This window comes from Micromonospora lupini str. Lupac 08 (assembly GCF_000297395.2).
GTDB lineage: Bacteria > Actinomycetota > Actinomycetes > Mycobacteriales > Micromonosporaceae > Micromonospora > Micromonospora lupini.
In genome coordinates this window covers 3697997-3721702 of the sequence record NZ_HF570108.1, presented here as the reverse complement: position 1 = coordinate 3721702, position 23706 = coordinate 3697997, and the positions used below count along the sequence as shown (strand labels likewise).

Sequence of the window (23706 nt, the reverse complement as noted above, 5' to 3'; positions counted from 1 at the left end):
CCTTTTCGCCTCGGCCACGCATCGTCTACCGTCGGCGCACATCCCCCCGCACCGCCAGGGAGTCGATCGATGAGCCGCTTCGTGCAGCCGGTACCACCCCCCGCCGACCCGTACACCGGTGACGCCCTGCTGCGGTCCTGGCTGGAGCGTCACCTCGGCCCGGCCGGACACGCGGCCGCCAAGGGTCGCCTCGCCGACCTGGCCGCCGACGTCACCGGGCCGCTGCGCGCGGCGCACGCCGACGCCGAGGCGCACCCGCCGACGCTTGTCCGCTACGACCCGTGGGGCGCCCGGATCGACCGCATCGAGACGTCCGCCGGCTGGCAGGCGCAGCGCGCCGCCGCCGCCCGCCACGCCGTGGTCGCGCTGCCCTACCTGCCCGACGCGCGCGGCACCTGGGGCGCCGCCGCGCGGGTCGTGCAACACGCGCTGCTGCACCTGTACGGGCCGGAGTCGGCGACGTTCTCCTGCCCGGTGGCGATGGCCGACGGTGCGGCGGCGCTGCTCAGCCTCCCCGACGTCGACGCCGATGTGCGCGACGCGTGGCTGCCCCGGCTGACCTCCACCGACCCGACCACGGCGATCACCAGCGGGCAGTGGATGACCGAGTCGCAGGGCGGCTCCGACCTGGGCCGCTCCGGCACCGTCGGCCGTCCCGCCGCCGACGGTTCGTGGCGACTGACCGGGGAGAAGTGGTTCTGCTCCGCCGCCGACGCCGCGATGGCGGTGGCGCTGGCCCGCCCCGAGGGCGCTGGGCGGGGCAGTCGGGTGCTCGCCCCGTTCCTCGTTCCCCGCTATGCGGTCGACTCCCCGCTGGCCAGCGGCGCGGCGCCGGACGCGCCCGCTCCCGGTGTCATCGTGCACCGGCTCAAGGACAAGCTCGGCACCCGGGCGCTGCCGACCGCCGAGATCGGCCTGCGCGACGCGTACGCGGTGCCGCTGGGCGACCCGACGGTGCCCGGCCTGGTCCGGGCGATGACCCTGGTCGTGGTGACCCGGGTGCACAACGCCGCCGCCGCGGCCGGGGGAATGCGACGTGGGCTCGCCTACGCCCGCGCGTACGCCGACGCGCGGCACGTGGCGGGTGGCGCGTTGGCGTCGTCGCCGTTGCACCGCGCCACGCTGGGCACCCTCGCGGTCGACGCGGCGGGCGCCTTCGCCCTCGCGGGGCACGCGTTCGCGCTGCTCGGGCGGGTCGAGGTCGGCGCCGACCCGGAGGCCGCGGCGGAGCTGCGCATCGTGGCGCCGCTGGCGAAGCTGGCCACCGGGCGGCTCGCCGTCAGCTCCGCCAGCGAGTACGTGGAGAGCTTCGGCGGCGCCGGCTACGTGGAGGACACCGGCGTGCCCCGCCTGCTGCGCGACGCGCAGGTGCTGCCGATCTGGGAGGGCACCACAAACGTGCTGGCCCTGGACGTGCTGCGCGCGCTGACCCGGGAGGACGCCGGAGCGCCACTGCTGAACCGGCTCGCCGCCGCCGTCGACCTGGCCCGGCCGCTGTCGCCCGCGCTGGCCGACACCCTGGCCACCGCCGCCGCGCAGTTGAACGACACCATCGCCGCGGTGACGGCCGACCCGGGCGCGGCGGCGGTGCTCGCGGGCGCCCGCGGCCTGGCGCTACGCCTGGCGTACGCGCTGACCGCCGCGCTGCTCGTGGAGCACGCGGCATGGGGTGACGAGCAGGCGGAGCTGGCCGCCCGGCTGTGGGCGCGACGGTGGCTGCGGCACGAGGACATCGCCGAGGACGCCCACCACCACCTGGACCTGCTCTGCTGACCGGTCGGCACGAGCACGGGTGACGGCCGGGCTCACCGTGACAGATCCTCCGACATCTCGTACTCGTCGTGCAGCCGCCACCATTGGTAGGGCTGGGTCTGCGGCCAACCCTCTGGCGAGTCTTCCCAGGTCTCCTGTCGGCCGTACGGCGTCAGGTCGAGGAAGGTCCAGTTACTGCCGAGCCGTTCCACGCCGCGGGCCGTGGTGGAGTACGTGTGGAAGATGCGGTCATCGGCGCGGAGGAAGACGTTGAGCGCGAACCCGTCACCGGCCCCCATGTCGGTGTTGAAGCTGTTGTTCAGCGACGAGTACCACGGCAGGTCCCAGCCCATTCGTCGCCGCAGCGCCAGCAGGTCGTCCAGTGGGCCGCGGGACGTCAATGCCAGGGTGACGTCCCGGGCGTTGAGGTGGGCCGGGTGTCCGACGTTGTCGGTGAACAGCGAGCAGCCGGAGCAGATGTGGTCGGCGCCGTGCCACATGAACGTGTACACGATGAGCTGACGTCGGCCGTGGAACAGGTCGGTCAGACTGGCGGGCCCGTCGGGGCCCTCGAAGACGTAGTCCTGCTCGACAGGCGTCATCGGCAACCGGCGCCGCGCCGCGGCCAGCGCGTCGAGTTGGCGGGTGAGTGCCTTTTCGCGGACGCGCAAGGTGCTCAGTGCGTCCTGCCAGTCCTCGGTCGACACGATTGGTGGGTGGTTCATGCGGCCTCTTTCGCAGGTAGGGGCGGAGGAGCGTCAGCCGCCCGTTCCCTAAAGGAACGGACCAATGTGACGCTAGCAGAGTCCGTTTCTTGAAGGAACCATCTTGGGTATCGTGGTGTCATGCAGCGAACGCAGTTCAGCGCCATGGCATGCTCGATCGCCCGCACCCTGGACGTCATCGGCGAGCCGTGGTCTCCGCTGATCCTGCGAGACGTCTACGCCGGCACGCACCGCTTCGAGCAGCTTCAGCGAGGCCTCGGCGTGTCCCGCAAGGTGCTTGCCGAGCGGCTGAACTGGCTTGTGGAACAGGGCGTCCTGGTCCGGCGTGAATACTCCACCCGACCGGTCCGTCACGAATACGTCCTCACCGACAAGGGCATGGAACTGTGCGATCTACTGCTCGTCATGGTGCGGTGGGGTGACCGATGGACGGCAGGCGAGGCCGGCCCGCCGGTGCTCTACCGCCACCACGCCTGCGGCCGGACAAGCCATGTGGAACTGCGGTGCTCCGAATGCGAACAACCCATGCGAGCTACGGACATCGAGCTGCTGCCGGGGCCTGGCGCCGACGCGACACCGTGACGATCAGATCGGTCGACCTCAAGAGTGGCGCCGCCGGTGTCGAGAAAGACCGACGTACCTGACACTGGTTGGCAGGTACGTCGGCGCAGACTGCCCGCATGACAGCAACCGCCGACCTCGCGATGGTCAACCTGGACAGCTCCGACCCTGCCGCACACGCCGCCTTCTACCACCGGGCGCTGGGCTGGGAGATCACCCACAGCGAAGCCGAGTACGCGATGATCAGCGGCGGTGGCGCGTCCATCGGCTTCGGCCTGGTGGAGGGCTACCAGCCGCCGGCCTGGCCGGACCCGGCCGGACAGAAGCGCTACCACCTCGACCTCTACGTCGACGACCTGGCCGTGGCCGAGAAGGAGTTCGTCGCCGCCGGAGCGTCGAAACCGGAGTTCCAACCCGGCGGCGACAGGTGGGTGGTCCTCCTCGACCCGATCGGGCAGCCGTTCTGCCTCTGCCCGCGCCCGCAGGGCTGACCCGCGGCAGCGACGTTCAGCGCAGCGGGCCGCGGGCCACCGCGGCGCGCATCGCCGCCGGGTCGCCCACCGGCACGTACTCCAGCCACCAGGTGGCCCCGGCGGCGGCCAGCTCACGGTGGTAGGCCCGTTCGGCGCGCTCGTCCGGGCGGCGGCGTCGCCCGCCGATCGCCACGTCGAACGGCTGGCCGTCGGCCCGGGTCGGGGGCAGGGCCGCGACCAGGTCGCGGACCTCGTCGGGGGTGAAGTCCGCCCAGCCGTCGGTGTCGGTGAGCTTGTACGGCACGATGCCGTCGGCACGGGCCGCGCGGCGGCGCACCGCCCCGGCCTGGGTGCTGCCGCCGACCCAGACCGGCACCCGGGGCGACTGCACGGGAGGTGGCCGCAGCGCCACCTTCTCGGCCCGGTAGTGGGTGCCGCGATGGTCGACCCGCTCACCAGCGAGCAGGCCGGTCAGCAGGTCGAGACCCTCGTCGAGCATCGCGGCGCGCACTGCCACCTCGGTCGGCTCGCCGAACGCGGCCAGGCCCCGGTCGCCGGGGTCGCCGACACCGACCGCCACGGTGGCCCGGCCCGCGCTCAGGTGGTCGAGGGTCAGCACCTCGCGGGCCAGCTTCGCGGGGCGGCGGCGGGGCAGCGCGGTGACAGTGGTGCCCAGCCGCACCCGGTCGGTGCGCCCGGCGATCGCGGTGAGCACCAACCACGGGTCGTAGGTGAACGGGTCGTCGCCGGAGTAGTGGATGACGTAATCCTCCAGGAACACCCCGTCCCAGCCGGCGCTCTCGGCCAGCTCACCCAGCTCGACCAGGGTGGACACCGCGACGGCGCCGCCGCCGCAGGGGATCTCCAGACCGTGTCTCATCCGCCGACCGTAGGCCGGGGGTCGGACAGTCAGCCGCGGCGACGGGACCGGGCGGCCCACACCGCGTACGCCGGGTCGCGGTCGAGGTTGTGCCGGTCCCGGTCGTAGCGGCGGGTGGTCCGCGGATCGGCGTGGCCCATGGCGTCCTGCACGTCTTCGAGGGGAACACCCTCGGAGCGGGCGGTGGTGGCGAACGCGTGTCGCAGCGAGTGCGGGGACAGCCGCGCCCAGGCCGGGATGCCGGCGGCCCGGGCGAGTCGGCGGACCATCCGGAACACCGAGTGCCGGTCGAGCCGGGCGCCGCTGGCGGTGACCAGCAGGGGCCCGGTCAGGTGTGTCACCGGCACGCCGGCGGTGGCGGCCCGCTGGGCCAGGTACGCGTCCACCGCGTACGCGGTGCCCGGGGTGAGGGCGCGGCGACGCTGCTTGCCGCCCTTGCCGACGAAGCGCACGCTGCGGTGCCCCCGTTCGGTGCCGAGATCGGTCAGGTTCAGCGAGACCAGCTCCCCGACCCGCAGGCCCAGGTCGGCCAGGAGCGCGATGGCCGCCCGGTTGCGGGCCGCCGTCGGGCCGGTCTCCGCGTCGGCGGCGCTGAGCAGCGCGTCCACCTCCTCCGGGGTGAGCCCGACGGTGGCGGAGTGGTCCCGGTCGACGCGGGGCCGGTCCGCGCCGGAGACCGGGTTGGCCGGTACGCCGCCGAGCTTGACGAGGAAGTCGTACCAGCTGGACAGCGCCGACAGCCGACGTGCCACGGTCGCCGGGGTCAACGGTCGGCCGCTGCGGGCGACGAGTGTGGACTCCAGCGCGCGGGCGTACTCGTTGACGTGCAGGAAGGTGGCCCGTAGCGGGTCCAGGTCGCGGCCGGCGCACCAGCCGAGCCACGCGGTGACGTCGCGGCGGTAGGCGTCGCGGGTGTGGTCGGACAACCGACGGTTACGCAGCCACGCCTCGGTGACGTCGACCGGCCCGCTCGGCAGGGCCGGTCGGGCGGTGGGGCGGGTGAGCACGGGAGCGTCGGAGGACACCATGTGAAAAAGGTTCTCAGCAGCGGATGGGATTGCCACGCAGGCGCGCCGACGCCGCCCCGTGCGGCGGCGCGGACGGTGTCGGCTACGGTCGCACGGTGCGTGCCAGCCGGCTGGTCTCCCTGCTGCTGCTCCTGCAGGCCCGGGGGCGGATGACCGCCGCCGAACTGGCCGACGCCCTGGAGGTGTCGGTTCGCACGGTGTACCGCGACGTGGAGTCGCTGGGGGCCGCCGGTGTGCCCGTGTACGCCGAGCGCGGCCCGGCCGGTGGTTACCGCCTGCTCGACGGCTACCGCACCCGGCTCACCGGCCTGACCGCCGGTGAGGCCGAGGCGTTGTTCCTGGCGGGCATGCCCGGCCCGGCCGCCGAGCTGGGCCTGGGCTCGGTGCTGGCCACGGCGGAGCTGAAGCTGCGCGCCGCGCTGCCGACGGACCTCGCCGACCGGGGCGCCCGGATCCGGCAACGGTTCCACCTGGACGCGCCGAGCTGGTTTCGCGAACCCGAGCCGACACCACACCTGGCCGCGTTGGCGACGGCGGTGTGGGAGGACCGTCGGATCAGCGTGCGCTACCGGCGGTGGCAGGCGCCCCGGGAGGTGACCCGGACCCTCGACCCGCTCGGGGTGGTGCTCAAGGCCGGCCGCTGGTACCTGGTCGCCGCCGCCTCCGGGCAGGTGCGCACCTACCGGGTGGGCGCGATCCTGGACCTCACGGTGCTCGACGAGCCCGCCGAGCGGCCGGCCGCGTTCGACCTGGCGGACTGCTGGCAGGAGCACGCCGCCCGCTACGAGCAGGGGGTGTATCGCGCCGAGGCCCGGGTGCGGATGACCGTGGCGGCGCTGGCGCAGACGACCTACCTTTTTCCGCCGGCGATGAGCCGGGCGGCGCAGGATCGCGCCGACGCGCCGGACACGGACGGCTGGGTCACGACGACCGTGCCGATCGAGTCGATCCGGCACGGCTGTGTCGAACTGCTCAAGCTCGGCGCACAGGTGGAGGTGCTCGCCCCGCCCGAGCTGCGGGAGCGGATCGCCAGCACCGCCCACGCCCTCGCCGCGCTCTACCCACCGCCGTCAGAGCCGCAACCCGCCGGCACGCCGCCGCCCGCAGGACCGCAACCCGGCGTCGCGGCGCCGCCTTGGGAGCCGCACTCCGGCGTCGCGGCGCTGGAAACGCCGACGGCCGGCACCGAGGTGCCGGCCGTCGAGGCCGTCGTCGCGATCAGGCGTTGATCTGCCGGCGTCCGCCGCCGTTGGCGCTGATGGTCACCCGGCGGGGCTTGGCCCGCTCGGCCACGGGGATGCGCAGCGTCAGCACCCCGTTCTCGTAGCCGGCTTCCAGGTTGTCGGTGTCCAGGGTGTCACCCAGGAACAGTCGCCTGGTGAACGTGCCCATCGGGCGTTCGGCGGCGACCAGTTCGACGCCGTCGCCGGTGGGCCGGCGGCGTTCGGCGCGGACGGTGAGGACGTTGCGCTCGACGGTGCAGTCGATGGTGTCCGGGTCGACGCCCGGCAGGTCGAACGCCGCGTAGAAGTGGTCCCCGTCGCGGTAGGCGTCCAGGTGCATCATCGCGGGACGGGCTGCCGTACCGAAGAACTGCTCGGCGAGCCGGTCCATCTCGCGGAACGGGTCGGTACGCATCAACATCGCTGTGCCTCCTCGGTTCTCCTGGCCGAAGGTGATGAGTTGAGTCGCGGTGACTCAACTTCCTGCTTCTTATTTACCGCGCGTCCAGACCGCCGTCAAGCGGTCAGCTCAGCCGTTTCTCGAACCAGTGCTCGGCGTACGGGCCCTGGGAGTACGCCGGGATCTCGGCGTAGCCGTGCCGCGCGTACAGGGCGCGGGCCTCGACCAGGTCGGCGCGGGTGTCGAGGCGGATGCGGTCCGCTCCGGCCGCCCGCGCCCGCTGCTCGACGGCGGCCAGCAGGGCGGCGCCCCCACCCGTGCCCCGATGCGCGGGGCGGACGAACACGCGGGTCAGCTCGGCCCAGTCGGGATGCCACCGCAGTCCGGCGCAGCCGGCCAGGACCCCGTCGCGGTGGGCGAGCAGGAGCAGACCCCCGGGGTACACCAGGTCGTCGCTGGGCATCTCGGCCAGCGCCTCGTCGACCTCGCCCGGTCGGGCCGGACGGCCGTGGTAGCGCACCACCATCTCGGTCATGTACTCGCGCAGCAGCTCGGTCGCGTCGGGATGGTCGGGACGGACGGTGGCGGTCACCCAGGCGGGCCGAACGGTGGTGGTCACCTGTCGATCATCAGTGCCCGGTCAACGGCTTTTCCTCCGCGACCCGCTGGTACACGCCGTGCTCGCGGCTGAGCAGCCGTTCGTCGACGAGGTAGCGGCGCAGGGTGGCGTGGTCAGACCCGCCGGCGGCGCACCACGGCTTGAGCGCGTCGTCGACGGCCCGCTCGGGATAGCGCGTCCCCGGCTCGAACGAGCGTTGCGCGATGTGCGCGAGCAGCACCCGCCGCCGGCCCCGCTGCGCCGGCAGTCCCACCAGGACGCCCGCGCGTAGGAACGTGCGCAGCACGGGATCGTCGGCCGGCTCGGCGTCGTCGGCCGGGCGGCCGTCGCGCGCCGCCGCCCGCAGCGACGCCTCGTCGACGGTGAGCGCGCCGTCCGCGCCGGCGACGAGGCCCGCGTCGGCCAGCCGGCGCAGCCCGGTGAGCACGGCCCGCGTCGGTAGGCCGGACCGCTGGGCGACCTCGGCCGCGCTTGTCGACCCCAGCACGATCGCCGCGAAGATCCGTCGCCGTCCGTCGTCGGCCAGGGCCCCGGCCAGAGCATGGGCAGTCATGCCGGTCACCCTCGCACCGGGGGTACGCGAGCCGCCACGCGATTTTCCCGGTGTACGCGCTCAGCCCGGCCCGATGCGCCCGCTCGGTGGCAGGTCTACGGTGCGTCGACCGGTTGCGCGCTGACAAGGAGCACGCGACGCAGCAGGTCGGACAGCAACCGCCGTTCGATCGGCGTCACCGCGCCGAGCAGCGGGTGCCCCTCGGCGCGGTGCGCGCGATGTGGACGGTCAGCGGGCGTCGCGGGCCATGCCGACGAAGCTTCGCCACGCCTGCGGGCTGAACGTGAGCGTCGCGCCGTCGCGATCTTTCGTGTCCCGGACGAGGACCATGCCCGGGAGGTTGTCGGCGACCTCGACGCAGTTGCCGCCGTTGCCGCCGCTCTTCGTGCTCTTGCGCCACCGCGCCCCGGTCAGGTCCATGATGCCGCCGCTTCTCTGAGAAGGTCCAAGGAACGTCCCCGGGGCAGCGCCTCGCCGCGAATCCGCTCCCACCGCCGTTCCAGGCTAACAAGCTCCGATGGCGCATCGAGGATCTGCGCCTGCGCGGCACTGTCGACGTGCGCGACACGCGAGCCGTCCGGCAGGTCGGCGATAGTGAACGGCCCGTCGAGCCCGGGGTAGCTGGGCGCATCCGCCGGCACGATCTGGAGCTGCACGGTGTCCGTCTCCACGTGGTCGAGCAGGCGCGTGAGCTGCGCCGCCATCAGCGCGCGGTCGTCGCCGACGCGCCGGCGCAGCACCCCCTCGTCGAGCAGGGCGATGAGCAGCGGCCCGTCGGCGTCCCGGTCGAGAATCGCCTGCCGGCCGATCCGCGCCGCGGTGAACTCGTCGACCGCGTCCGGCGTCAGCACGCCGCCGGCCAGGGTCGCCCGGGCGTACGCCTCGGTCTGAAGTAGCCCCGGCACCCACGCCAGCTCGAACGACCGCAGCGTGACCGCCTCGCGTTCGATGTCGACCCAGGGTCGGAACCACACCGGTTCGCGGCGACGAAGGGCGTCCGGCCACAGTGCCTCGGCGTCGCGCGCCAGCAGCTCGGCGACGCTCGCGCGGTGCCGGCTCTGGGGCACGTGGCCCGGATTCGCCCACCGGGCAACGGTCTTCGGGTGCACGCCGATCCGGTCGGCGAGGCTCTCGGCCGTGTGACCCGCCTCGGCGAGCGCTGCGACAAAGGCGTGGTTCATGCCGTTCCTTCCTGGGAGCAAAAGGGCTGCGCCAAGGAGATTACGTAACGCTGTGTGCTTGTCCAGAGACTCCCGGGAAAGTGCGGTATAGACGGCGCGGCCGGCAGGGATCCGAACCCGGCGGACGCGTTCGTGGCGGGGCCGCTTCCGCGACCAGAAGCGGCCCCGCTTCCAGCAGCCGACCCAGGAGGAGAACCCGTGCCACACACCGAAGGAAGGGCCAGGAAGTCGACGCACTCCCCCTTGCGCCCGTCGTGGCGCTGCCCGGTCTGCGGCATCCTCTGGCCCTGCTCGACCGCGAAGCTGCGTCTGCTCGGCGAGTATCGCGAGGATCGCCCGGGTCTGTTGACGTACCTGGCGACGGTCCAGAAGCAGGCCGAGGCCGACCTCGCCGCGCTCAACCCCGGTGTGGCGCTGCCCGACCTGACCCCGCGCTTCGTCGGCTGGGCGCAGACTCGCTGAGCAGGTGTGGGGTCACGGCTACCGGACGGCCTCATCGGTGCGCAGCCGTGCGTGCAGGTGCATGTCGTGCCAGCCGTCGGCGTGGCGCACCGAACCCCGCACCACACCCTCCGGGGTGAAGCCCGAACGTGTAGCCACCCGGCACGACGCCGCGTTGCCGGTCGAGTGCTCCACGGCCAGCCGGTGCAACCCCGCCGCGAAGCTCCACCGGGTCAGCGCCCGCAGCGCCGCGGCGGCGATCCCCCTGCCACGCGCGGCGGGCAGCACCCAGTACGACACGTCCGCCGACGCCTCGACAAGCGACACCTGCCGCAGCCCCACCTGACCGACCGGTCGGTCATCGTCGTCGACGATCGCCCAGCTGGCGGCCGTCTCGGCGCGCCAACGGCCGACCCACTGCGCCGTCCACGCCCTGGCCTCGGCTTCGTCGTCCAACCGGAGCGCGTGCCAGCGCTGGATCGCCGGACAGTCGAACGCCGCCCGCACGACCGGAGCGTCCCCGTCGTGCCACGGCCGCAGCGTCAGCCCGGGGCGTACCGGAAGGTGGGGTTGCTCGCGGGTGCCGAGAATCCCGGCGGGCAGGGCAGGCGTGACGAGCAGCGGCATCCCGCCATTCTGCTCGGCCGAGCGGCCCGGCGATGCCCGCCGGCCTCACTCGCCGGTCGGGCCGCCGGCGAGTTCGGCGACCACGTCGAGGTGGCCGACGTGGCGGGCGTACTCCTGGACGAGGTGGAACAGCACTCTCTCCAGCGACGCCGGGTCCGCGTCGTTCCACCGCGGGCCCGGCGCGCCGATCTCCGCCAGGTCGTGCGCCGACACCACGGCGGTGGTGTGCGCACCCTGCGCGCGCAGCGCCGCCACCAGGTCGGAGCGGGTCTCGTCGGGAGCGACGTACCAGCGGTCGTCGCGGCGGTCGCCCCACGGCTCGGCGACCGCCCGGCCCTGGAAACCCCACTCGATCCAGCGCAGCTCGACGTGGCGCAGGTGCGTGAGCAGCTCCAACGGGGTCCACCCGGACGGCAGGCGGCTCTGCCGCAACTCCGGCTCCGCAAGCGCCGACACCTTGGCCACCGCGGACTCCCGGAAGTAGTCGAGGTAGCGCAGGAACACCTCGGAGCGGCTGCCGGCCGGGTTGGTGGGCTCGGGGAACGACGTCATGACCCGGTCGGCAGGTCGCGGCCACGCTGGCGCACACCGGCGCCGCCGTACGGGTAGTCGCCCACCAGCGGGGCGCTCGCCTCGTCCAGCAGCCGCATCTGCTCGGCGTCGAGAACCAGGTCGGCGGCGGTCAGGTTGTCGTCGAGCTGCTCGGTGGTCCGCGCGCCGAGGATCACCGAGGTGACCGCCGGTCGGGCCGCCAACCAGGCCAGCGACACCGCCGACATGGACACGCCACGGTCCCGGGCGATCTGGCCGACCGCGTCGAGCACCCGCCAGGTGCGCTCCTCGGCGTTGCGGCCCGCGTACGCCTCGACGCCACGCTGCGGGTTCTCGCCGAGCCGGGTGGCGCCGGTGGGCGCGGTGTCGCGCTGGTACTTGCCGGTCAGCCAGCCTCCGCCCAGCGGCGACCACGGCAGGATGCCGATGCCCTCGTTCTCGCAGACCGGCACCAGCTCGAACTCGATCTCCCGGGCCAGCAGGTTGTACTGCGGCTGGAGGGTCACGATCGGGGTGAGGTTGAGATGCTGGGTGAGCAGGGCCGCCTTCTGCAACTGCCAACCGGTGAAGTTGCTGACCCCCGCGTAGCGGATCTTGCCGGCGCGCACCGCGTCGTCGAAGAAGCGCAGGGTCTCCGGCAGCGGGGTGAGCGGATCCCACGCGTGCGCCTGGTACAGGTCGACGGCCTCGACGCCCAGCCGCCGGAGGCTGGCGTCCAGGGCCCGCGTGAGGTGCACCCGGGACAGGCCGGCGTCGTTCGCGCCCGGGCCCATCGGGAACCGGCCCTTGGTGGCGACGACGAGGCGGTCACGCAGGTCGGGGCGTGCCCGCAGCCAGCGGCCGACGATCTCCTCGGAGACGCCTGTGGAGTAGACGTCGGCGGTGTCGAGGAACGTGCCGCCGGCCTCGACGAACCGGTCGAGCTGCGCGAAGCTGCCCGCCTCGTCGGTCTCCGCGCCGAAGGTCATCGTGCCCAGACACAGGGTCGACACCACCGTGCCGGTGGCGCCCAGAGTGCGGTATCGCATGTCGTCCTCTCGGTCCGAGTTACCAAGCTGATCTTCGCACCTGCTCAGAGCACCCGCACCCGCAGGCGTACGGGCACCCGCGCGGCGGCCGCACCCGCGATGATGGGGCGGTGAGCGAGCCCGCCATCGACACCGATCGACCGCACCGGCCGGGGCCGTCGCCCGAGCCGGGGCACCCGCCGCAGCCCGGTCCGCGTGCGCGCGGCCCGTGGCTGGTGGCCGCGGCGACGAGCGTGACGCTGCTGCTGCTCGCCGGCCGCTACGGCTACCACCGCGACGAGCTCTACTTCCTGCTCTGCGGCCGGCACCTGGCCTGGGGCTACGTCGACCAGGGTCCGCTCGTTCCGGCGCTGGCCCGGCTGCTCGACACGATCGCGCCGGGCAACCTGGTGGTGCTGCGTACGCCGTCGGCGCTGCTGGCCGGCGTCGCCGTCCTGCTGGTCGCCGCCATCGCCCGCGAGCTGGGCGGTGGCCGGGGCGGGCAGAGCTTCGCGGCGGTGCTTGCCGCGCTGTCCGGCATCGTGCTCGCCGGCGGGCACCTGCTCAGCACCACTACCGTCGACCTGCTGGTCTGGCTCGGTGTGGCGTGGTGCGCGGTGCGGTTGCTGCGCACCGGGGACAGCCGGTGGGCGCTCGCGCTCGGGCTGGTGCTCGGCGTGGGCATGCTCAACAAGCTGCTGCCCGCGCTGCTCGCCGTGGGTCTGCTCGCCGGGGTGCTGATCGCCGGGCCGCGTCGGCTGCTGCGCGACAAGGCGGTGCTCGCCGCCGCCGGGATCGTCGTGCTGCTGGCCGCTCCGAACCTGATCTGGCAGGCCGCGCACGGCTTTCCGCAGCTCGGCGTGGCGGCCTCCATCGCCGACGGCGACAGCTCCTACAGCGGGCGCCTCGACGCGTTCACCCTGCAGTTCCTCATCATCAGCCCGTACGCCGTGCCGATCTGGATCGCCGGCCTCGTCGCGCTGTTGCGGCGGCCGGCGTGGCGGGCGTACCGCGGGGTGGGTTGGGCCTGGGTGGTCGTGATCGGCATCGTTCTGGTCGCCGGCGGCAAGGGCTACTACGACGCGCCGCTGCTGCTCGTCCTCGTCGCCGCCGGGGCGGTGGTGACCGTCGCCTGGGCGGCGCGCGGGTCGGTGTGGCTGCGGCGGGGGGTGCTCGCGGCGGGCGCCGTGCTCTTCCTCCTGCCCAGCGTCGTGCTGCTGCTGCCGGTGCTGCCGGCCGAGCGGCTGCCCGCTTTCGTGGTCGACGTCAACTACGACGCCGGCGAGACCATCGGCTGGCCGGCGTTCGCCGACTCGGTGGCCGCCGTCCATCGTGGCCTGCCGCCGCAGGAACGCGCGCGGGCGGTCATCCTGACCGGCAACTACGGGGAGGCCGGGGCGGTCGCCCGCTACGGGCCGGCGCGTGGGCTCCCCCTGGCGTACTCCGGGCACAACAGCATGGTCGACTTCGGCCGTCCGCCCGCCGACGCGGACGTGGCGATCGTCGTCGGCTGGGAGCGCCCCGACGCGCTGAACGCCTGGTTCGACGAGTGCGCGCCCGCCGGGCTGGTGGACCAGCGGGTCGACGTGGACAACGACGAGAACGGCGGCCCGATCTTCGTGTGCCGGGGGCTGCGGCGTCCGTGGGCCCAGATCTGGGACACCGAGGTACGCCACACCGGCTGAGCGCGGTCAGCCGGTGCTGTCACCGGTGAGCCAGGCGCTGACGCCGGCCAGGGCCTCGGGGCCGGAGTCGACGTCGACGTCGCGGGCGAGGTCGGCGATCGACCATGGACAACCTGCTGACCGCCGCCGAACGGGCGGGCGTCGGCCACGCGGTGATCCTGTCCATCGTCGGCGTCGACCAGGCGCCCGACCTTGCCTACTACCGCGCCAAGGTGCTCCAGGAGGACCTCCTCAAGGCCAGCAAGGTGCCGTACTCGATCGTCCGCGCCACCCAGTTCTTCGAGTTCGTCGACGCGGTCATCTCCTGGACCGCCGACGAGAACGGCGTCCGCCTGCCCCGCACCCCCGTACAGCCGATGGCCGCCGCCGACGTGGCCCAGGCCGTCGCCGAGTCACCGTGGGCACCCCCCTGCGTCGCGTCCGCAACGTCGCCGGCCCCGAGGTGTTCGCACTCGACGAACTGGGCCGGATCACCCTCGCCGCGCACGGCGACCCGCGCACCGTCACCACCGACGACAGCGCCGGCATGTTCGCGGCCGCACCCGGCGACGTGCTGATCGCCAAGGAGGGCGCCGTGCTCGCGCCGACGTCCTACCGGCAGTGGCTGGCGCGCTGACCCTCGATCCGCGGTGTTCCGGCGTACGCCCCCCGGCGCCGGAACACCGCACCCACCTCAGTGCCGCAGTGGCGGTCACCTCTTCGGACGGACCGGCCCGGGATGCGGGACGCTCAGGTGCGAGCGGGGTGACCGGCGTGCCCCGGCACGACGCCGCGACAGCGAACGGATCAGGCCGGCGTGCACCCGCTGCTCGTCACGGGTGCTGAGCCCGAGCTGATTGTGCAACAGGTGCACCAGGTCGAACGTCATCGCGCTCTCGTAGCCGGGTGCGCGGCGGAACGCCTCCAGCAGGTGCGACCAGCAGGTCAACGGGTGGCGTTCGGTCTTGAGCGCGGTGGCGATCCGCTGCCAACGAACGCTCGGCAGCGCGGCCTCGGACGTGACGAGCTCGCTGTCGCCACGCAGGGCGGGGCAGCTACGCATGGCCGCCACCATCGCCAGGTCCACGGCGGCGCCGAGGCGGGCCTGCCGTCCCGGGGTCATCCCGATCAGGTCGACCGCCACGTCGACGAGCCGCGGGTCGCGCGCCGGCGGAGCGGCGAGGTGCGGCACGTGCACGGGCCCCTCCGCCCCGACCGCCGCGCAGAGCCCCGCCAGTCGCGCCGCCAGCAGTCGTGGCGCGCTGCCGAGCAGGTGCAGACAGACCTCCCGTGGCGACTGCCGCGTGAACGACCAGGCGGACAGCTCGCCGGTGGTCTGAAGGCCGTGCAGGAGCGGACTGATGCCCCGGGTGAGGAACGCGTCGGCCACTGCGGGGCGTGGCGGCAAAAGGCACTGAAATGCGTGCCATCGTTCCGACTCGCTCGGCATCACCTCCGCATCTGACGAATTGTCCAGATAGGATCGATAGTGAACGGTCATCCGAAGTCCCCCCAGAAGGCGTCGCACCGCCGGGGTCGACATTAAGCGACGAGGAACGATGCGACAGTAGGGGAAACCCCACATTGTCGTGAACTCACCGCAACTGCTGGTGTGCGCTGTGTCAAGAGCCAAGTCCGCTATTTCGGTTTATGGGCATCAACATTTGCTCTCTTCGGCGATAGGACCAACCGGTCCCGCCATCGCAGTTCTTGGCACGCGGACCTAGAGTTGCATCTGCCGCTCGCCCGAGCGCCGGCAATTGGCACCGCTGGGATCGGGCACGCCGAGAGGCCCGAACGGGACAGATCCTGGGGGGTGGCAGTTGAAACTGGGCCAACGCGCGCCGCACCACCGCGTCCGACCAGGCCGTCAGGCCGTCGCCGCACCGCACGACAGGCGCCCGACCCGATGGCGTACGCCGCTGGGCCGCGCCGCGCGGATGTCCGTCGTGGGGTGCCGATGAACATCAGCGAGGAGGAGTTCGCCCCGCCACCGTCGGGCGACCCTCTCGACCCCCTGGTCGGGCGCAACTGTGCGCTCGACCTTTTCGACCGCGCACTGGCCGGGGTCCGCGACGGCCAACCCGCGATGATCGAGTTCGTGGGTGATCCCGGCACCGGCAAGACGCGGCTGCTGCGTGAGGTCGCCGCGCGAGCCCGACGAGCCGGGGTGCCGGTGCTCGTCGCGGCCGGCCGCGACGGCCAGCAGGTCGGGCAGGCCATCGCCGCGCTTACCGACGAGCCCTCCTCGGCGGTCCGCGCCGGTGGGCCGCTGCTGCTGCTCCTGGACGACCTGCACGCCGCCTCACCCGACACGGCAGCCCTGCTGCGTCGGCTCGCGCAGGCGCCACCCCCGGGCCTGCTGTGGGTCAGCGCGTACCGGCCGCGGCAGATGCCCTCGCGCGTGACCACCGCGCTCGCCGCCGGCATCCACCTGAGCCGCCGGGCGGTCACCCTGACACCGTTGGATCCGGCCAGCGTCGCCACGCTGCTCGGGCTGGCGGAGGGACGCGCCGCGCAGCGGGTCCACGTGCTCTCCGGCGGCGTGCCCCGCTACGTCCTGGCCTACCGCCCGGGCGCCCTGGACGGCCCGGTCGCCGCCCTGCGCGGCCTGCCCGCCGAACTGCCCGTCGACGTCACCGGCGCGGTCCAGCTCGACCTCGACGCGCTCACCGACGAGCAGCGGCAGATGCTGGAGGCCGTCTCGGTGCGCCCGGACGGGTTCGAGCCGGCGCTGGCCGCGGCGCTCGCCGATCGCGGCCCGGAGGTCACCAGCGACCTGCTCGACGCGCTGGTGGCCGCCGACCTGCTGCGGACCGACCCCACCGAGGCGTCGACCCTGCGGTTCCGCCACGAGGTGGACCGCACGGTGGTGTACCGGTCGCTGTCCCCCGGCCGGCGGCGACGCCTGCACGCGACGGCGGCCCGCGTACTGCGCGAGCTGGGGCATCCGGTCAGCCGGTACGCCGAACACCTGTCGGCCAGCGGGCAGTGCGCCGAACCGGCGACCGCCGACGCGCTGATCGAGGCGGCGGAGAGCGGTCTCGTGCCCCGGCTCGACGCGATCCGGTGGTTGACGAACGTCCAGCGGCTGCTGCCCGCCGCCGAGGTCACCGAACCACGCCGTACGCGGCTGGAGTTCGCGATGGCGGACGCGCTTGTCGGCGCGGGTCAACTGCGCCAGGCCCGCACCCTGCTGCAGGAGCTCACCCGCCGTCCCCTCGCCACCTGCGACCAGCGACTGCGGGCGGTGGCCGCACGGGCGCGGGTGGAGCGGTTGCTGGGCCGGCCGTTCGACGCGTACGCGCTGCTGCTGCCGCACCGCGACGGGCGGGTGGAGCCGCACGGTCAGTTCCTGCTGACCGTCGAGGCGGCCATCGCCGGCGCCCTCTGTGGAGCGCCCGACACGGCGGAGCACGCCCGGAGTCTGAGCGTGCTGGCCGAGCGGACCGGCTCGGCGGTCTGTGCGACCACGGCGGCGGTGGTGCAGTCGTTCGTGGCCGCGTACACCGACTGTGGGATCCGGGTGCAGGAGACGTTGGACCGGGCGTCGTCCGAGGTGGACGCGTTCGCCGACACCGACCTCGCTCGCCACCCGGACCTGCTGGCCCTGCTGGGCTGGGCCGAGTACTTCCACGAGCGGGAGCGCTCGGCCCTGCACCACTTCGATCGTGCGCTGGACATCTGCTGCCGCGCGGGTCTCGTGGCGCTGACCCCCTGGCTGCTGCTCGGCCGTTGCGCGGTGACCGCCCGACTGGGCAGCCTGGACCGGGCCCGGGTCGAGGGTGAGGACGCCGAGGAGGTGGCCGTCGCCATGGGCATCGACCCGATGGTGGCGCTGGCGCGGGCGTACCGGGCCATCGCGGTGGCGTGGCGCAGCGGCCCGGCGGCGGCCCGCCACCTGGCCGACACCGCCGTGCTGGACGCCAGCACCCGCCGCGAGAACTGGTACGACGGGGCGAGTCAGCGCGTGTCGGTGCGCCTGCGGTTCCTCGCCGGAGACCGGGCCGGCTCCACGTCGACGTTGCTGCGCGCCTGCGGCGGTGACGGTCTCGACCAGGTCGAGGTGACCAACCGGGCCTGCTGGGCGTCGGCCCTGGCCGAGATGGCCCACAAGGCCGGTCGGTGCGACGAGGCCGCGCGCTGGTTGGCCGTGGCGGAGGGGTACGCCGAGCGGCTGGGGCTGCGGGGGCAGAGCGCGTTGACCCGGACCGCCCGGGCACGGCTGACCCTGGAGGTGGATCCGCGCTGCGCCGCGGAGCTGGCCGCCGCGGCGGCGGACTCCTTCGCGAGTCTGGGGTGGAGGCTGGAGGAGGCGTCGGCGCGGTTGGTGCGGGCGCGTGCTCTGTGCGAGGCCCGGGAGTGGTCGGCGGCCGAGGTCGAACTCGCCGAGACCCGCCGCATCGCGGAGCTGGTGGACTCCCCGCCGCTGCGACGCTCGGTGGCCGGCGAGCAGAGCCGCGCGGCCGGGGCCGCGGGCCGTCTGCCGGCCGCGGCCGCGGGCGGGGAGCTGACCCTGACGCGGCGGGAGTGGGACATCGCCCGGCTGGTGGCGGCCGGTGCGAGCAACGCCGAGGCGGCGGACCAGGTGTACGTGACAGTCAAGACGGTGGAGGCTCACCTGACCCGCATCTTCCGCAAGACGGGGGTGTCGTCGCGGGCCGGGCTGGCCGCGTTGCTGGTGTCCCGGGCCGTCGACCCCCGATCCTCGACAGAGGATCGCGGGTCTGCGACCCGCAGAGCCCGATTTGAGGGTTGATGCCCACAATAAAACGGAGATGAAGGATAGGCGTCCCGTGGCGAGTGTCGGATATCTCGCCTTCTGCCTGCGGGAATCTGATATCTTGTCTCCCACCACAGGTCAAACCCGACAGGGTTGACCGGGGGGCCGGAAGCCGCACTGGCTCGCCCGGAGATGCGCAGGAAAGGCATCGTCGTGAGTCAATACATCATCACCATCGTGCCCGTGGAGGACGACGGTGAGGAGATCACCGGCCCGGTGGCCCAGACCGTCGTGCGTCTGGAGACCGGCAACGGCCACCCGGTCGTGCGGGAGCTGACCGTCCGCGCGCCGCAGAGCGCCGGTCTGACCGGCGAGCTGCCGTACGTCGACTTCGACGCCCTGCTGCGCGCCTTCATCCCCCCGCAGGACCGGGACAGAGGTCGCGCCGAGGTCGCGCCTCGGCCGGCCGTGACGGTCGGACCGGTCCCCGCGACCACCGCCACCACCACGGCCACCGCACCCCGGCCGCAGCCGCCCCGACCGGCACGCCGGGCCGGCGAGCCGGACCGGCTCAGCCGACTCAAGGCCGGTCGCGCGTACCGCCGGGCGCCCGACCCGGCGGACCTGGAGGCGGTCTACGAGCAGGTCGGCACGATCAGCCGCGTCGCCGAGCACTTCGACGTTCCGGTGCACACGGCACAGGGCTGGATCAGCCGGATGCGCCGCAAGCACGACACCGAGGTCAACGCCGGCTGACCCCGGGCTCGGCCGGCACGCCGGGCACCACGGCGAGGGCGTCCACCACCGCCGGCGCCGCCCGGTCCAACCAACGCTCGATGCCGACCTCCGCCGTGTCGAACTCGCGCTCGAGCAGGCACAGGCCGACCGTGGGCACGCACGCGCCCACCTCGGCCAGCAGAGCGCCCAGGTAGGTGTCCACGACGTGCCGGTGACCGGACCGGGCGGCGGTCATCAGCGGCACCGCCACCACCCCGGTGAGCGCGCCCCGGGGCAGCACGTCGACGAAGAGCTTCAACAGGCCGCTGTACGCCGCCTTGAACGTGGGGCTGGCCACCAGCAGCAGCCCTGGTCGGCGTACCGCCTCCAGCACCTCGTCGAGGGTCTCCGGCCGGCTGCCCTGACCGACCAGTTCGGCCGTCAGCTCGGCCAGGTCGATCACCGTCGGCGCGCCGACCGGGGTCGGGCAGTGGGTCAGTCGGGAGTGCAGGGCCGCCGCGGTGGCCAGCGCGACGGTGCGCGTACGGGAATGGGGTTTGGGGTTGCCGATCAGCGCGGTCATCGGCAGCGCCGCGACGGGCCGGCTCATCGGCCCACCGCCAGCTCCGGGGCCCGCCGGGAGCCGGCGGCGGCGCCGGTCCCGGCGCCCGCGTCGGTCGTGGCCTGCGCGTCGGTCGCGGGGTCGAGGAGCCCGTCGTGGCGCAGCAGCGGCAGCACCCCCTCGCCGAACCAGTACGCCTCCTCCAGGTGCGGCTGCCCGGACAGGATCAGGTGGTCCACCCCGGCGGCGTGGTACTCGGCGATCCGCTCGGCGACCTCCTCGTGGCTGCCCACCAGCGCCGCGCCGGCGCCGGGTCGGATCAGCGAGTAGCCCGCCCAGACGTTCGGGTACACCTCCATCCGGGCGTTGCCGTCCGCGTGCAGCGCGGCGGCCCGCCGCTGGCCCTCCGAGTCGGTACGGGCGAAGCGCTGCCGGGCGGCGGCGATCCGCGCCTGGTCGACGCCGGCGAGGAGCCGGTCCGCCTCCGCCCACGCCTCCCGCGCGGTGTCCCTGGTGATCACGTGCAGTCGACTCCCGGTACGGAGTGTGCGGCCGACCTCCGCCGCCTGGTCGCGTGCCCGACCCAGCAGCTCGCCGAGCTGGGCCGGCGTCTCACCCCAGGCCAGATACACGTCCGCGTGGCGGGCGGCCGCCCGCTGTGCCGCCGGCGAGGATCCGCCCAGGAACACGGCCGGCGCGGTGGCCGGCGGCCGGGCCAGCAGAGCGGCCTTCACCCGGTAGTGCTCGCCGCTGTGGTCGACCGGCTCGCCGGCCCACAGTCCACCCAGCACGGTGAGGAACTCCTCCGCGCGGGCGTAGCGGGCGTCGTGGTCCAGCCAGTCGCCGTAGCGGCGCTGCTCGTCCGGATCGCTGCCGGCCACGATGTTGAGCAGCACCCGGCCGCCCGAGACACGTTGCAGGGACGCGGCCATCTGGGCGACAAGCGTGGGCGAGGCGAGCCCCGGCCGTAACGCGATCATGAATTTCAGTCGTTCGGTCTGCGCCGCCAGCGCCGACGCCACCACCCACGGGTCTTCGCAGAACAGCCCGGCGGGCGTGAGCACGCTTGCGAAACCCAACCGGTCGGCGGCGCGCGCCACCTGCGCCAGATAGCCGATGTCCGGCGGGCGACGGGTGATCCGGGCCGGCCGGGCGCCGCGACCGCGGGCAGGCTCGGCCAGGTCACGGCCGTCTCCGTGCGTCGGCAGGAACCAGTGCAGGTCCAGTGGCATGGGGTCACTCCCCTTCCGGCGCGACGTCGAAGCGCGCGGGCATCGCGGTGACGGCGTTCATGAAGTTGGTCCGCATCCGGCGTACCGGCCCGGTCAGTCGGAGCCGGGCCAGATGCGGACGGATCGCGGTGAGGAAGGCCGCCATCTCCAGCCGGGCCAGGTGCGCGCCCAGGCAGAAGTGCGGGCCGATACCGAACGCCAGGTGCGGGTTGGGATCGCGGGCGAGGTCCAGCCGGTCGGGGTCGGTGAACGCGGCCGGGTCCCGGTTGGCCGAGGCGTAGTAGATGACGACCTTGTCCCCGGCGGCGATGCGGGTGCCGTCGAGGACGGTGTCGCGGGTGGCGGTGCGGCGGAACTGCATGATCGGCGTGACAAAGCGCAGCAGCTCCTCGACCGCGCTCGCGGTCAGGTCGGGCTCGGCGATCAGCCGGTCCCGCTGCTCGGGGTGCTCCAACAACGCCTGCACCCCGTTGGAGATCAGGTGCCGGGTGGTCTCGTTGCCGGCGATGACCAGCAGCAGCCACAGCTGGCACAGCTGCGCGTCGGTCAGGCCCCGGCCGTCGGCCTCGGCGTGCACCAGGAGGCTGAGCAGGTCGTCGGTGGGTGCGGCCCGTCGCTGGGCCGCCAGTTCCCGGACGTAGGAGAAGGCCGCCGCGAAGGTGTCCCGGTAGCGCTGCACGCTGCCGCCGCCGTAGCGCGGATCGTCGAACCCGACCAGGTTGTTGCTCCAGTCGAACAGCAACCGGCGGTCCTCCCGTGGCACGCCGAGCAGGTCGGTGAGGACGAGCAGCGGCAGCTCGGCCGCGAGGTCCGCCACCACGTCGATGTCGCGCGCGGCCACCGCCCGGGCGACCACCTCCTCGGCGTGCCGGGTCACCAGCTCACCCAGCCGGCCCACCGCGCGGGGCGTGAACGCCCCCGCCACCAGCCGCCGCACCCAGGCGTGCTCCGGAGCGTCCATGTTGATCAGAAGCTGCCGGTTGCGGTGCAGATCCTCAGGTGTCCGGGGATCGGCGAGGAACGCCCCGCCGGCCGCCGACGAGAACGTCGCCGGATCACGCGACACCTCGGACACCGCGGAGTGGCGGGTGACGGCCCAGAAACCCCGACCCCGGGACCGCACCGACCGGTCCTGGTCGGTACGGGTCAGCTCGACCTCCTCGACCCAGGCCACCGGCGCGTCCCGTCGGCGGCGGGCGAACTCGTCGTGCGGCACGCCGGTCAGGTAACTCGCCGGGTCCGCGAGCAGACCCGGCGACACCGCGGCCGGCCGGTAGCGGTCCCGCAACGCGCCGCGGGGCAGCTTGCCGGTGGGCTCGCGCGGGATCCGGTCGACCACCTCGTACGAGCGCGGCACCTTGAAACCGGCCAGGCTGGTTCGGCAGTGCGCGTCGAGGGCCTGTTCGACGCCCTGGGCCGGCCACGCCGGGTCGAGCTGCACCACCGCCCGGACCTGCTCGCCGAACTCCTCGTCCGGCACACCGATGACGACGCTGTCCTGCACGGCGGGGTGCGTCGACAGCACCGCCTCCACCTCGGCGGGATAGACGTTGACGCCGCCGGTGACGATCAGCTCCGCCGAACGGCCGGTGAGGAACAGATAGCCGTCGGCGTCCAGGTGGCCCAGGTCGCCGACGGTGAAGGTGTCCGGGGCGACGTGCGCCTGCTCGGTCTGCTCCGGGGCGTTGTGGTAGTGGAAACCCCGGCCCGGGGGCCGCCGCACGGCCACCCGGCCCTCCCGCCCGGCGGGCAGCGGCCGGCCCTCGTCGTCGACCACCACCACCTCGGTCGGCGGCGCCGGCCGGCCCACCGTGCCCGGTCGCGCCAGCCAGGTGTGCGAGTCGGCGAGGGTGACGATGCCGGCCTCGGTCGCGGCGTAGTACTCCACGAACACCGGCCCCCACCACTCGATCATCGCCCGCTTGGTCTCCGGCGGGCAGGGCCCACCGCCGTGCCAGATCCGGGCCAGGCTCGCGCCGGAGAACGCCGCCCGCGTCGCCGCGTCGACCCGGAGCAGGCGGACGAACTGGGTCGGCACCAGATGACTGATCGTGATCTTCTCTTCGTCGATCACCCGCAGCACCTCGACCGGGTCGAACCCGCGACGCAGCACCAGCCCACAGCCGCGCAGCAGCGGAAACTGGGCGAAGAACAACTGCGCCGAGTGGTACCAGGGACCGACAAGCAGCGCCTGCCCCTGCGTCGGGATGCCCAGCCCGCCGCCGAGCGCCTCGGTGGTGGCGGCCACCCGGTCGATCGGGGCGCCGACCTTGAGCAGCGGGTTGACCACGCCCTTGGGGCGTCCGCTGGTGCCCGAGGTGTAGAGCAGCACTCCACCGGAGAGCGCCGCGACGGGTGGACCCACCGGTAGGTCGTCCACCGGCGTGCACCCGTCCCCGCCGTCCACGCTCATCAGCAGGTCGGGGCCGTCCGGCGTACGCGCCACCGCGTCGCGCACCGTCGGCGCGTACGCCGCCTCGGTGAGCACCGCCCGCGCGCCGCAGTCGGTCAGGATGTGGGCGATCTCCGGCGCGGTGAGGTGCCAGTTGACGGGCACCGCCACCAGTCCGGCGTGCACGCAGGCGAGCAGCGCCTCGAAGGTCTCGTGCCGGTTGCCGAGCACGAACGCGACCCGGTCACCGACGTCCAGGCCGGCCCCGCGCAGCACACCGATCCACCGGTCCACCGACCGGTCCAGCTCCGCCCACGTCCGCGTGGTCCGCTCGTCGGTAAGCGCGACGTCGCCGGCCCGGTCCCGGACCATGGTCTGCAGCAGCTCGGCCACT

Annotated in this window: 24 protein-coding genes; 9 read left to right on the top strand and 15 right to left on the bottom strand. The window is 73.7% G+C overall.

Annotation, left to right across the window (positions count from 1 at the left end):
• Positions 1-69: 69 nt before the first annotated feature.
• Positions 70-1773, top strand: a complete 1704-nt coding sequence (locus tag MILUP08_RS18170) for an acyl-CoA dehydrogenase family protein (RefSeq protein WP_007460270.1) — start codon at positions 70-72, stop codon at positions 1771-1773.
• Positions 1774-1805: 32 nt separating this feature from the next.
• Here MILUP08_RS18170 and MILUP08_RS18165 read toward each other — a convergent pair whose 3' ends face one another.
• Positions 1806-2477, bottom strand: a complete 672-nt coding sequence (locus MILUP08_RS18165; RefSeq protein ID WP_007460269.1) for a DUF899 domain-containing protein — start codon at positions 2475-2477, stop codon at positions 1806-1808.
• Positions 2478-2597: 120 nt separating this feature from the next.
• Here MILUP08_RS18165 and MILUP08_RS18160 point away from each other — a divergent pair, with 120 nt between their 5' ends.
• Both MILUP08_RS18160 and MILUP08_RS18155 read left to right on the top strand, forming a co-directional pair.
• Positions 2598-3059, top strand: coding sequence for a winged helix-turn-helix transcriptional regulator (locus MILUP08_RS18160; RefSeq protein ID WP_007460267.1), 462 nt, complete (start codon positions 2598-2600; stop codon positions 3057-3059).
• A gap of 98 nt (positions 3060-3157) precedes the next feature.
• Positions 3158-3529, top strand: a complete 372-nt coding sequence (locus MILUP08_RS18155) for a VOC family protein (RefSeq protein WP_007460264.1) — start codon at positions 3158-3160, stop codon at positions 3527-3529.
• 16 nt (positions 3530-3545) lie between these two features.
• Here the strand turns inward: MILUP08_RS18155 and MILUP08_RS18150 are convergent, their stop codons facing one another.
• Both MILUP08_RS18150 and MILUP08_RS18145 read right to left on the bottom strand, forming a co-directional pair.
• The gene (locus tag MILUP08_RS18150) at positions 3546-4391 is read right to left on the bottom strand and encodes an LLM class flavin-dependent oxidoreductase (RefSeq protein ID WP_007460262.1); all 846 of its coding nucleotides are present in this window, start codon (positions 4389-4391) and stop codon (positions 3546-3548) included.
• 29 nt (positions 4392-4420) lie between these two features.
• Positions 4421-5419 carry a tyrosine-type recombinase/integrase gene (locus MILUP08_RS18145; protein WP_007460260.1) on the bottom strand — a complete coding sequence of 333 codons (999 nt, stop codon included), beginning with the start codon at positions 5417-5419 and terminating at the stop codon, positions 4421-4423.
• A gap of 95 nt (positions 5420-5514) precedes the next feature.
• On the opposite strand from MILUP08_RS18145, the gene MILUP08_RS18140 reads away from it, so the two are divergent.
• Positions 5515-6648, top strand: coding sequence for a helix-turn-helix transcriptional regulator (locus tag MILUP08_RS18140; protein ID WP_144056955.1), 1134 nt, complete (start codon positions 5515-5517; stop codon positions 6646-6648).
• On the opposite strand, the gene MILUP08_RS18135 is transcribed toward MILUP08_RS18140, so the two are convergent.
• The 5 genes from MILUP08_RS18135 to MILUP08_RS18115 form a co-directional block, all read right to left on the bottom strand.
• The gene (locus MILUP08_RS18135) at positions 6638-7063 is read right to left on the bottom strand and encodes an Hsp20/alpha crystallin family protein (protein WP_007460258.1); all 426 of its coding nucleotides are present in this window, start codon (positions 7061-7063) and stop codon (positions 6638-6640) included. The genes MILUP08_RS18140 and MILUP08_RS18135 overlap by 11 nt on opposite strands.
• 103 nt (positions 7064-7166) lie before the next feature.
• Positions 7167-7661, bottom strand: a complete 495-nt coding sequence (locus MILUP08_RS18130; RefSeq protein WP_007460257.1) for a GNAT family N-acetyltransferase — start codon at positions 7659-7661, stop codon at positions 7167-7169.
• A gap of 10 nt (positions 7662-7671) precedes the next feature.
• Positions 7672-8214, bottom strand: coding sequence for a DUF2087 domain-containing protein (locus tag MILUP08_RS18125; protein WP_007460256.1), 543 nt, complete (start codon positions 8212-8214; stop codon positions 7672-7674).
• 228 nt (positions 8215-8442) lie between these two features.
• Positions 8443-8634: a DUF397 domain-containing protein gene (locus tag MILUP08_RS18120; RefSeq protein WP_007460255.1), complete on the bottom strand. Its 192-nt coding sequence runs from the start codon at positions 8632-8634 to the stop codon at positions 8443-8445.
• Entirely contained in the window at positions 8625-9395 is a 771-nt protein-coding gene (locus tag MILUP08_RS18115) for a DUF5753 domain-containing protein (RefSeq protein ID WP_007460254.1), read from the bottom strand. Before MILUP08_RS18115 ends, MILUP08_RS18120 begins: the two co-directional genes overlap by 10 nt.
• 198 nt (positions 9396-9593) lie before the next feature.
• On the opposite strand from MILUP08_RS18115, the gene MILUP08_RS18110 reads away from it, so the two are divergent.
• Complete coding sequence (locus MILUP08_RS18110; protein WP_007460253.1) at positions 9594-9857, top strand: hypothetical protein; 264 nt, start codon at positions 9594-9596, stop codon at positions 9855-9857.
• Between the two features lie 18 nt (positions 9858-9875).
• Here MILUP08_RS18110 and MILUP08_RS18105 read toward each other — a convergent pair whose 3' ends face one another.
• From MILUP08_RS18105 to MILUP08_RS18095, 3 genes are read right to left on the bottom strand one after another with little or no spacing between them, the layout of a single operon-like run.
• Entirely contained in the window at positions 9876-10463 is a 588-nt protein-coding gene (locus MILUP08_RS18105) for a GNAT family N-acetyltransferase (RefSeq protein ID WP_007460252.1), read from the bottom strand.
• Positions 10464-10508: 45 nt separating this feature from the next.
• Entirely contained in the window at positions 10509-11015 is a 507-nt protein-coding gene (locus MILUP08_RS18100; protein ID WP_007460251.1) for a mycothiol transferase, read from the bottom strand.
• On the bottom strand, positions 11012-12043 hold the full coding sequence (locus MILUP08_RS18095; protein WP_007460248.1) for an aldo/keto reductase: 1032 nt from the start codon (positions 12041-12043) through the stop codon (positions 11012-11014). The genes MILUP08_RS18100 and MILUP08_RS18095 overlap by 4 nt, the downstream gene beginning before the upstream one ends.
• Before the next feature lie 110 nt (positions 12044-12153).
• Here MILUP08_RS18095 and MILUP08_RS18090 point away from each other — a divergent pair, with 110 nt between their 5' ends.
• Together MILUP08_RS18090 and MILUP08_RS18085 are read left to right on the top strand one after the other, a co-directional pair.
• A complete protein-coding gene (locus tag MILUP08_RS18090; protein ID WP_007460247.1) occupies positions 12154-13707 on the top strand; it encodes an ArnT family glycosyltransferase in 1554 nt (517 codons plus the stop codon).
• A gap of 104 nt (positions 13708-13811) precedes the next feature.
• Positions 13812-14264, top strand: a complete 453-nt coding sequence (locus tag MILUP08_RS18085; protein WP_007460244.1) for an SDR family oxidoreductase — start codon at positions 13812-13814, stop codon at positions 14262-14264.
• A 134-nt stretch (positions 14265-14398) separates the two neighbouring features.
• On the opposite strand, the gene MILUP08_RS18080 is transcribed toward MILUP08_RS18085, so the two are convergent.
• On the bottom strand, positions 14399-15076 hold the full coding sequence (locus MILUP08_RS18080; RefSeq protein ID WP_144056954.1) for a hypothetical protein: 678 nt from the start codon (positions 15074-15076) through the stop codon (positions 14399-14401).
• A 570-nt stretch (positions 15077-15646) separates the two neighbouring features.
• On the opposite strand from MILUP08_RS18080, the gene MILUP08_RS18075 reads away from it, so the two are divergent.
• Together MILUP08_RS18075 and MILUP08_RS18070 are read left to right on the top strand one after the other, a co-directional pair.
• Positions 15647-18445: a helix-turn-helix transcriptional regulator gene (locus MILUP08_RS18075; RefSeq protein ID WP_039906205.1), complete on the top strand. Its 2799-nt coding sequence runs from the start codon at positions 15647-15649 to the stop codon at positions 18443-18445.
• Positions 18446-18622: 177 nt separating this feature from the next.
• Positions 18623-19165 carry a hypothetical protein gene (locus tag MILUP08_RS18070; protein WP_051065744.1) on the top strand — a complete coding sequence of 181 codons (543 nt, stop codon included), beginning with the start codon at positions 18623-18625 and terminating at the stop codon, positions 19163-19165.
• Here MILUP08_RS18070 and MILUP08_RS18065 read toward each other — a convergent pair.
• From MILUP08_RS18065 to MILUP08_RS18055, 3 genes are read right to left on the bottom strand one after another with little or no spacing between them, the layout of a single operon-like run.
• Entirely contained in the window at positions 19152-19736 is a 585-nt protein-coding gene (locus MILUP08_RS18065; protein ID WP_007460234.1) for an NAD(P)H-dependent oxidoreductase, read from the bottom strand. The genes MILUP08_RS18070 and MILUP08_RS18065 overlap by 14 nt on opposite strands.
• Positions 19733-20920, bottom strand: coding sequence for an LLM class flavin-dependent oxidoreductase (locus tag MILUP08_RS18060; protein ID WP_007460232.1), 1188 nt, complete (start codon positions 20918-20920; stop codon positions 19733-19735). Before MILUP08_RS18060 ends, MILUP08_RS18065 begins: the two co-directional genes overlap by 4 nt.
• 4 nt (positions 20921-20924) lie before the next feature.
• Complete coding sequence (locus tag MILUP08_RS18055) at positions 20925-23705, bottom strand: cytochrome P450 (RefSeq protein WP_007460231.1); 2781 nt, start codon at positions 23703-23705, stop codon at positions 20925-20927.
• Position 23706 lies beyond the last annotated feature (1 nt).

Bases quoted from the DNA above. Each gene is read 5' to 3' on its own strand.
- MILUP08_RS18170 (WP_007460270.1), top strand. From the start codon at position 70: ATGAGCCGCTTCGTGCAGCCGGTACCACCCCCCGCCGACCCGTACACC.
- MILUP08_RS18165 (WP_007460269.1), bottom strand. From the start codon at position 2,477: ATGAACCACCCACCAATCGTGTCGACCGAGGACTGGCAGGACGCACTG.
- MILUP08_RS18160 (WP_007460267.1), top strand. From the start codon at position 2,598: ATGCAGCGAACGCAGTTCAGCGCCATGGCATGCTCGATCGCCCGCACC.
- MILUP08_RS18155 (WP_007460264.1), top strand. From the start codon at position 3,158: ATGACAGCAACCGCCGACCTCGCGATGGTCAACCTGGACAGCTCCGAC.
- MILUP08_RS18150 (WP_007460262.1), bottom strand. From the start codon at position 4,391: ATGAGACACGGTCTGGAGATCCCCTGCGGCGGCGGCGCCGTCGCGGTG.
- MILUP08_RS18145 (WP_007460260.1), bottom strand. From the start codon at position 5,419: ATGGTGTCCTCCGACGCTCCCGTGCTCACCCGCCCCACCGCCCGACCG.
- MILUP08_RS18135 (WP_007460258.1), bottom strand. From the start codon at position 7,063: ATGTTGATGCGTACCGACCCGTTCCGCGAGATGGACCGGCTCGCCGAG.
- MILUP08_RS18125 (WP_007460256.1), bottom strand. From the start codon at position 8,214: ATGACTGCCCATGCTCTGGCCGGGGCCCTGGCCGACGACGGACGGCGA.
- MILUP08_RS18120 (WP_007460255.1), bottom strand. From the start codon at position 8,634: ATGGACCTGACCGGGGCGCGGTGGCGCAAGAGCACGAAGAGCGGCGGC.
- MILUP08_RS18115 (WP_007460254.1), bottom strand. From the start codon at position 9,395: ATGAACCACGCCTTTGTCGCAGCGCTCGCCGAGGCGGGTCACACGGCC.
- MILUP08_RS18105 (WP_007460252.1), bottom strand. From the start codon at position 10,463: ATGCCGCTGCTCGTCACGCCTGCCCTGCCCGCCGGGATTCTCGGCACC.
- MILUP08_RS18100 (WP_007460251.1), bottom strand. From the start codon at position 11,015: ATGACGTCGTTCCCCGAGCCCACCAACCCGGCCGGCAGCCGCTCCGAG.
- MILUP08_RS18095 (WP_007460248.1), bottom strand. From the start codon at position 12,043: ATGCGATACCGCACTCTGGGCGCCACCGGCACGGTGGTGTCGACCCTG.
- MILUP08_RS18085 (WP_007460244.1), top strand. From the start codon at position 13,812: ATGGACAACCTGCTGACCGCCGCCGAACGGGCGGGCGTCGGCCACGCG.
- MILUP08_RS18075 (WP_039906205.1), top strand. From the start codon at position 15,647: ATGAACATCAGCGAGGAGGAGTTCGCCCCGCCACCGTCGGGCGACCCT.
- MILUP08_RS18065 (WP_007460234.1), bottom strand. From the start codon at position 19,736: ATGAGCCGGCCCGTCGCGGCGCTGCCGATGACCGCGCTGATCGGCAAC.
- MILUP08_RS18060 (WP_007460232.1), bottom strand. From the start codon at position 20,920: ATGCCACTGGACCTGCACTGGTTCCTGCCGACGCACGGAGACGGCCGT.